This window comes from Desulfomarina sp. (assembly GCF_054039375.1).
This window is the reverse complement of record NZ_JBPLBA010000254.1, coordinates 1-7,800: the sequence shown is the minus strand read 5'-3', so window position 1 is coordinate 7,800 and position 7,800 is coordinate 1. Positions and strand designations below refer to the sequence as shown.

The following is a 7,800-nucleotide window of genomic DNA, read 5'->3' as shown; positions in this document are numbered from 1 at the left end:
AAAATTGGCAATCAGGAGTCCCACGCAGATAAAAAACGATATCCTGAGAAGTGGCCACAGAAGATGGGGCCATATTTGCGATATAAGACTCTGGTCCATTTTAATGATGAAATATCAGTACCTAAATCCTGCACTGCAGAAAATGAAAAAATGTAAATATAACTTGATTTCAATATATTATGATATATTTAGTAAATTTGGCTATTCACTTTTTAGATGAATGTAAATTTTTTCATTTTCTTTCCCCTGCGGGATTGGCAATTTTACCGAATCTGCTTCGTTTTCAATGGCTTGAAGTATGCCTATACGTCAGCGCCATTGAACCTCGCATCTCCGGCAGGTAAGCGAAGACTCCGAACTTACCAATTGCAGGATTTAGGCAGTGTATTATAAATTTTGTCGATGAAATAATCTTAATCATGCATCGATAGTACACCCGGGAGCCAGGAAGGCAAATATTTTCTGTAACCGTAATTACTCACAGGTACCCCAGCTTTTCACGGTCTCTTTCGTCCGCATAGGTAGGCTATAGCGAACAAAAGAGCCTGCAAAAATCTGAGGCACCTGTGTGCAATTACAGTTCAGAGGTAATAACATTATATAATTGCTACCCCTGTGAGTAGTTACCTGTAACCATTGATCTGAAAATCCACAGCAAAAGAGACCATGAGAAAGCGGTTGACTTTACCCATAAGTTTTTGTTAAACCTACTCCCGTTTTCAGGTGCTTTAACCTGTCTGTTCAGATTCAATATTGACAGGAAGCTTAAGAGGGAACCTCGTGAAATTCGGGGACGGGCCCGCCGCTGTAACCGGGGACGGAATTCACACTTTTTGCCACTGGGGAAACCTGGGAAGGCGTGAATGCAGGATGATCCGGGAGTCAGAAAACCTGCCTGAGACCAGTTCTGCTTAAACGGTATTCCGTGGAAAGGATGCCTGGCGATACGAGGAAAACAGGGAATCCCCGGATCAATTTCATTGGTTCGGGGATTTTTTTTATCCGGGTGGATCAAATAAGTAATTTTCACTTCCGGTGCTGCTGTTGATCTCCGAACTTTCATTACATATTTCATAACTATGGCAGGTGATAATGCAGGGTACATTTTATCTGATCGGCGTTGGTCCCGGTGATCCTGAATTGATGACGCTGAAAGCGGTGCGGACTCTGGAAAAATGTGACATCTGGTTTGTACCGTCAGCCTATAAGCATGGCGGGAGTATGGCTCTCAGTATAGCCGCAGGAGAGGTGGAGTCCACCGGGAAAACAATTCTGTCCCATCATTTCCCCATGAAACAGGTGCACAGGGGGAAAAGACCGGAGACTGAGGTGGACAATGCCTGGCGGGAAGCCGCCGAAACCATCCTCGCTTACCTTCAATCGGGGAAGGATGTGGCTTTTCCCACCCTGGGTGATCCTGCTATTTACAGTACGGGCTTTTATGTCTGCGAGACCTTGGAGAAACTCGGTCATCCTTTCAGCGTAAAAATCGTTCCGGGTGTTTCCGCCATTGGCGCGTCATCGGCGGTCACTGCGACGCCCCTCTGTCTCGGTGATGAAAAACTTGTTGTCATTCCTGCCACCTTTGAAGACTGCGAGATTGAAAAAATACTTGAAGCCAGTGATACCATTGTTTTTATGAAGGTTCACAAGGTCATGGCGAGACTTGCGGGACTGCTGGACAGGCTCGACCTCCTCCATAAGGCGGTGCTGGTTGAAAGGTGCAGCCTCGGCGATCAGAAAATATGGAGTGATATCAGCCAGGCTGTCGGCAGAGAGATACACTATTTCTCAACGATAATTGTGCGTAAAACCTGAATCCTGAAACTGTTCTCATCCTCATTTTTGTGCGGGCACCGGGGCGTCCGCACAAGATCTCAACGCATCACTATTTCAACTCAATTCCCGCGTCTTTGGCCGCGTCCGCTGCGTGCCGCACGTAAATCTCGGCAATTTTGTCATTTTCTCCCATTCCGTGCAGGTAGGGGTGTACGGTGATGCCTTCTTTTTCCATAAGAGATTTCCAGGAATCTTCCTCGGGCCCTGCCATATCGTTACGGGCATGGTCGCCCGCGACGATCATGAAAGCCCGGATATAAACGTTTTTAACGCCCGCGTGTTTTAACTTATTTATAACTTCCGTAACACCTGGATATCCTTCAACAGTACCCACTATGGTGAGTACATCGGGATACGCCTGGTTCATTTCGTGGGCAAACTGGAGATATGAACCGCCCGAGGGGAAGAAGTCGTTACCGTGTCCCATGTAAACCAGTGCGGCTTTTTTAGCTCTGGCGCGATCCACATCTTCCTTCATGGCCTTGACCGCTCTCTTGATATCCTCATCATAGGGGTGTGTAACACCGAAAGTACCGAGCATGGGCCGGCCGATGACAAGTTTGTTGAACGGTTTGAATTTTTTCTTGATGGTGTCAATGGAGCCAATTGCCTTGACATAACTGCTGAGATCGAGGAATTCCTCCGCCGGAGCGATATGGGTGGGTTGGACAATTATAGTGTCATAGCCGTCATCCTGAAAATTGGCAATAGTTGCCAGTGGTCCCTGGACGTGCAGGATTTCTGCGGGTATTTCCGGATGTGCTTTAATGTAGGCCGGGTCTTTGGCCCGTTTCTGCCAGATGCGGCGGATGATATTGGATGTGAAGGCAAAACGTACAGGAGTGTCCGGGTACGCTTTGGCCATTTTTTCCCTGATGTTCAGCAGCCCCTGCAGGGCCGGTTCAACCGTGGTGCCGAACATGGCCAGAACAACACCATTTTTATGCTCCACTTTATGTTCCCCTGCGGATACGGTTTGTACGGCAAATATGCTTACAACAGCAGCCGTGAGAAAAACGGTTTTCAGCTTCATGAAAAAATCTCCCTTTCAAGCGGCCCTGAGATAAACGAAAAAATCCCGGACCAATTATTAAAATTGATCCGGGATGTCCCTTCTTTATCCCAGATGTGCCGTTGTCTGTTTCCCTGCCTGGAACGCAGACATGTCTCAGGCAGGTCTTCTGACTTCCGGATCTTTCTCCTTCCGCGCCTTCCCATCTGAATCAGACAGTGACATCATGCGGAATTCGTCCCCGGTTACAGCGGCGGGCCCGTCCCGGAATTTAACCGGGTTCCCTTTTCATCCGTATTTACGGATACCTGAAAACGGTGTAACTGTACTCAAAACAGAACGGCAAGTCAAGGGTGTCTGATACTTGGGGAGAAAGAACTGTGAAAAGAGGCCTATTCCCGAACATTCTCCTGGTTGAGATTTTTCAGCACACTGTCCAGACTTTCCCTGGCGTCGCCGAAGAGCATCCGCGTGTTTTCCTTGTAAAAGAGAGGGTTTGATACCCCTGCATAGCCTGTTGCCATGGATCGTTTCAAAACGATGGTGGTTTTACTCTTCCAGCATTCGAGTACCGGCATTCCTGCGATGGGGCTGTCAGGTACTTCCTGGGCTGCCGGATTTACTATGTCATTGGCACCAATGACCACGGAAACATCAATATCCGGGAAGTCATCATTGATTTCATCAAGTTCAAAAACGATGTCATATGGAACTTTCGCTTCAGCAAGGAGGACGTTCATATGGCCGGGCATACGACCGGCCACCGGATGGATGCCGAAACGGACATTGATATTTTCAGCGCGCAGTCTTCTGGTTATTTCATGCACGGTATGTTGAGCCTGGGCCACCGCCATACCGTAGCCGGGAATAATCATTACTTCTTCGGCATTAAGCAGTAACTCAGCCACCTCTGCACTTTCAACAGGGATAATGTTCCCGGCTTCTCCTTCCGGTGCTGATGCAGCCTTGCCTCCCGATGTCCCGAAACCTCCGGCGATAACGGAGATGAACTTACGATTCATTGCCCGGCACATTATATAACTGAGAATGGCACCACTGCTTCCTACAAGGGCGCCGACCACGATCAACAGGTCATTATTCAGCATGAATCCGGTTGCAGCTGCCGCCCAGCCCGAATAACTGTTCAGCATGGAAACGACCACCGGCATATCGGCTCCACCAATCGCCATAACCATATGCACGCCGAAAACGAGAGCGATTATGGTCATCATGACAAGTGAAGATGTGCCACCTCCCGCAGCGGATTGTCTCACAAAACCGGTACATAAGGTGAGGGCGCCGACAAGCAGAGCAAGATTGAGCCAGTGCCGGCCCGGGAGCAGCAGAGGTTTGCCGCCGATTTTACCACTGAGCTTGAGGAAGGCGATTATTGATCCTGAAAAGGTGAGGGCTCCAATAAATATGCCCAGGTAGGTTTCTATGTCATGGATGGTTCTGTCCGTCCCGACAAGCGCAGGGTCGTGATCCAGGAAATTGGCAAATCCGACAAGCACTGCGGCTAAGCCGACCAGGCTGTGCAGGATTGCAACCAGCTCCGGCATTTGAGTCATCTTTACTTTTCCGGCCAGAACCAGGCCAATGGATCCACCGATGAGAATGGTAGTGTAAAATATATTGTGTGAAATTATAAGAGGCAGAAAAAAGGCGCTTTTCCTATAATACGGTTTTGAAATTCGCAAAAAGATCAAACCTAAAAGGAGAAGCGCCATGAAAGTGGAAATCAGCGTACCTGAAGTTGTAGAAATATTCAACGAGATTCAACAGCAACCAGAATCACTGTTTGAGATGATCCGTGTTGATCTGCGGCAGACCGTAGGTGAGTACTTGTCTTCTATTATGAAAGCAGAGATGAGTAATTTTCTTGGCAGAGAACCATATGAGCGTCAAGATGGAGAATCAAACCACCGTAATGGTTCATATAAAAGGAAATTTGCTCTTAAGGGAATAGGAGAAGTAAAAGTCAAGGTTCCTCGTGACAGGGCTGGAAAATATAACACACAAATTCTTCCTCGGAGCAAACAGTACGAAAAAGAAATCAGTCGTGATATGAGCATGATGTTTCTTGCTGGTATCAGTACACGCAGTTTATCAATGCTTTCACGCAGACTTATTGGAAGATCCATTTCTCCAACAGAGATCAGTAATGTGAATTCTGAATTGTCCGAGTCTGTGGAAAAATGGAGACGTAGAGACCTTTCTCAGGAAAAAATCAAATATATTTTCATCGATGGTGTCAATTTCCCGATGCGATATTGCCAGTCAGTTGAACTGACCCCCGTACTGGCAGCAATAGGAGTGAACGAGACGGGTCAGAAGTTGGTTCTCAGTCTTCAAGCCGGCGACAAAGAATCGTCAGTTATCTGGAGAGAGTTTTTCAAAGACCTCAAAGAAAGAGGTCTGGACGGAAGTGTTGTTCAACTTGGTATCATGGATGGTCTTCCAGGTCTTGAGAAAGTATTTCGGGAAGAATTTTCCAATGCCCGTGTACAGCGTTGTCAGGTGCATGTTGCGAGAAATATACTTGCAAAAGTTCCTAAGAAACAAAAGGAAATTGTCGCAGATGGAGTAAGGTCCATTTTTTATGCTTCTTCTAAGAAAAAAGCCCTTGAGCTCTATGAAAATTTTATCAGCAGATGGGGGAAGGATCTACCATCGGCAGTTGCCTGTCTAGACCGATCTCTCGATTCCTGCCTGACGTTTTTCAGTTTTCCACAGGAGGAGTGGATTTCTCTTCGGACAACGAACGTAATTGAACGATTAAACAAGGAATTTAAACGAAGAACCAAACCAATGGAAATAGTGGCTGGAGAGGATGCCTGTTACCGGCTCCTGGCTTTTATTTCACTGAGAATGGAATTGCATTGGAGGTCAAATCCGATTGGAAAAGTGGGAAGAAACCTTCCGAACCTTAAAAAATTGGCCTGGAACAATTTCACACAGAAAAGTTGACACTACCATGAGAATTCCTGCAATTAAGATAAAGTAGTTGTTCGATACAATCCCGATGACAGTGGCTGAAAGCGCCAGTATCATACCCAGGATACCAAAAAAATTACCCCTTCTTGAAGTTTCCGGCCGACTGAGTCCGCCAAGGGCCAGTATGAACATGATGCTTGCCCCGATATAGGCTGCTGTAACAATACCTTGTGTCATGGGTTTCCTCCTATTTCCTGAACATGGCAAGCATGCGGTGAGTAACTGCGAATCCACCGAAAATATTTATGCTGGTTATAAGAATGGTGATTCCGGCAAGAAACATGATTAACCGGCTTTCCGAAGATATCTGGAGCAGTGCGCCAATAATAATAATGGAGCTGATCGCGTTTGTTACGCTCATGAGGGGTGTGTGCAGGGACGGTGTCACATTCCAGACAACCATATAACCGATAAAACAGGCCAGAACAAAGACGGTGAAATGGGACATGAACTCAGGGGGAGCAATACCTCCAAGCCCCAGAAGAGCCAATGCTCCGATGACGAAAGGTAGAATCACACCTAAAGGATTCGGTTTTTTCTCTTCTACTGGTTCCGGTGGTGCGGCGGGCTGTTCCTGTTTTGGAGGTGAAGCTGAAAGCCTGGGGGGAGGGGGTGGCCAGGTTATTTCACCTTCCCTGATTACAGTTGCACCACGAATCACCTCATCCTGCATATTGATATTGATTTTCCCATCTTTTTCGGGAGTCAGTTCAGTAAGCAGGTGGCGGAGGTTGGTGGAATACAGTTGGCTTGACTGGGTCGCGAGACGTGATGGTAAATCCGTATAACCTATTATGGTAACACCGTGTTTCACTATGACCTTATCTGCTTCCGTCAGTTTACAGTTGCCGCCCATTTCCGCGGCCAGGTCAACGATGACACTGCCTTCCTTCATGCTGCGCACCATTGCTTCGGTGATCAGCTCAGGAGCAGGTCTGCCCGGGATGAGAGCCGTAGTGATAATTATGTCAACTTCTCTTGCCTGTTCCGCAAAAAGAGCCATTTCAGCTTTGATGAACTCATCACTCATTACCTTGGCATAACCACCTTCACCGCTGCCGTTTTCATCGGAAAAATCGAGCATCAGGAATTCGGCATCCATACTTTCGACCTGTTCTTTTACCTCGGGGCGGGTATCAAAAGCGCGGACGATTGCCCCCATGCTCCTGGCCGTACCAATTGCAGACAGGCCGGCTACACCGGCGCCGATAACAAGAACTGCGGCAGGCGGAACTTTGCCCGCGGCTGTTATCTGGCCGGTGAAAAAACGACCGAAGTGCTGGGCCGCCTCTATTACAGCACGGTAGCCGCCGATATTTGCCATTGAACTCAGCGCGTCCATCTTTTGCGCTCTGGAAATTCTGGGAATTGAATCCATGGCCAGGACCGATATTTTTTTGGCCGAGAGTTGTTTGAGCAACTCCTCATTCAGGCCGGGTTGGATAAAACTGATAAGTGTCTGTCCTTCGCGAAACAATTCCGTTTCATCCAGGGAAAGCTCCTGGTTGAATCCGGGGGCTCGAACTTTTAAAATTATGTCCGATGTGTCATAAAGTGTTTTTACATCTTTGGCGATATTGACACCAGCTTCCTGGTAAGCGTCATCTGTAAATTTTGAAGCCAGTCCGGCTCCTGATTCGACAGTGACTTCAAAACCGAGTTTCTTTATAAGTTTGGCGACATCAGGTGTTGTTGCGACCCGTCGTTCACCTTTCTGTGTTTCTTTCGGTATACCAATATGCATGCTTATCTCCTCTTTTATCTGAATATCCACGGCTGAGGGTTATATCACCGCATTCAGGATTCTGTAGTCAATTGAGAAAATCGGTCATGGATTAATTATAATACTCATTTGTAAAAAGTAATGGTAATTATTAAAGAGAAATTACGGGAGTGTTGAGTCAGTGCATTATATAAAAAAAGGTATCTGATTACGTATGAAACTCAGCCTG

6 protein-coding genes and 2 riboswitches are annotated in these 7,800 nt (G+C 47.1%); of the genes, 2 read left to right on the top strand and 4 right to left on the bottom strand.

All coding sequences use genetic code 11. The features are described from left to right. Nucleotides 1–704 precede the first annotated feature (704 nt). Nucleotides 705–913: riboswitch (cobalamin riboswitch) on the top strand. Between the two features lie 179 nt (nucleotides 914–1,092). After that, on the top strand, nucleotides 1,093–1,818 hold the full coding sequence (cobI, locus tag ACXLDX_RS14045) for a precorrin-2 C(20)-methyltransferase (protein ID WP_457577816.1): 726 nt from the start codon (nucleotides 1,093–1,095) through the stop codon (nucleotides 1,816–1,818). Between the two features lie 70 nt (nucleotides 1,819–1,888). Here cobI and ACXLDX_RS14040 read toward each other — a convergent pair whose 3' ends face one another. Next, a complete protein-coding gene (locus tag ACXLDX_RS14040) occupies nucleotides 1,889–2,872 on the bottom strand; it encodes a sirohydrochlorin cobaltochelatase (RefSeq protein WP_457577815.1) in 984 nt (327 codons plus the stop codon). Nucleotides 2,873–2,993: 121 nt separating this feature from the next. After that, nucleotides 2,994–3,178, bottom strand: a riboswitch (cobalamin riboswitch). A gap of 65 nt (nucleotides 3,179–3,243) precedes the next feature. Then, nucleotides 3,244–4,581: an NAD(P)(+) transhydrogenase (Re/Si-specific) subunit beta gene (locus ACXLDX_RS14035; protein ID WP_457577814.1), complete on the bottom strand. Its 1,338-nt coding sequence runs from the start codon at nucleotides 4,579–4,581 to the stop codon at nucleotides 3,244–3,246. On the opposite strand from ACXLDX_RS14035, the gene ACXLDX_RS14030 reads away from it, so the two are divergent. Next, the gene (locus tag ACXLDX_RS14030) at nucleotides 4,580–5,821 is read left to right on the top strand and encodes an IS256 family transposase (protein ID WP_457577813.1); all 1,242 of its coding nucleotides are present in this window, start codon (nucleotides 4,580–4,582) and stop codon (nucleotides 5,819–5,821) included. The two genes, ACXLDX_RS14035 and ACXLDX_RS14030, sit on opposite strands and share 2 nt — an antisense overlap. Here the strand turns inward: ACXLDX_RS14030 and ACXLDX_RS14025 are convergent. Beyond that, nucleotides 5,741–6,025 (bottom strand): NAD(P)(+) transhydrogenase (Re/Si-specific) subunit beta, encoded by a 285-nt coding sequence (locus ACXLDX_RS14025; RefSeq protein WP_457577812.1) that lies wholly within the window; start codon nucleotides 6,023–6,025, stop codon nucleotides 5,741–5,743. The two genes, ACXLDX_RS14030 and ACXLDX_RS14025, sit on opposite strands and share 81 nt — an antisense overlap. 10 nt (nucleotides 6,026–6,035) lie before the next feature. Further along, nucleotides 6,036–7,592, bottom strand: a complete 1,557-nt coding sequence (locus tag ACXLDX_RS14020) for a Re/Si-specific NAD(P)(+) transhydrogenase subunit alpha (protein ID WP_457577811.1) — start codon at nucleotides 7,590–7,592, stop codon at nucleotides 6,036–6,038. Nucleotides 7,593–7,800 lie beyond the last annotated feature (208 nt).

What these genes read in the sequence shown, in the direction of transcription:
- cobI (WP_457577816.1), top strand. Translation starts at nt 1,093, where the DNA reads ATGCAGGGTACATTTTATCTGATCGGCGTTGGTCCCGGTGATCCTGAA.
- ACXLDX_RS14040 (WP_457577815.1), bottom strand. Translation starts at nt 2,872, where the DNA reads ATGAAGCTGAAAACCGTTTTTCTCACGGCTGCTGTTGTAAGCATATTT.
- ACXLDX_RS14030 (WP_457577813.1), top strand. Translation starts at nt 4,580, where the DNA reads ATGAAAGTGGAAATCAGCGTACCTGAAGTTGTAGAAATATTCAACGAG.
- ACXLDX_RS14035 (WP_457577814.1), bottom strand. Translation starts at nt 4,581, where the DNA reads ATGGCGCTTCTCCTTTTAGGTTTGATCTTTTTGCGAATTTCAAAACCG.
- ACXLDX_RS14025 (WP_457577812.1), bottom strand. Translation starts at nt 6,025, where the DNA reads ATGACACAAGGTATTGTTACAGCAGCCTATATCGGGGCAAGCATCATG.
- ACXLDX_RS14020 (WP_457577811.1), bottom strand. Translation starts at nt 7,592, where the DNA reads ATGCATATTGGTATACCGAAAGAAACACAGAAAGGTGAACGACGGGTC.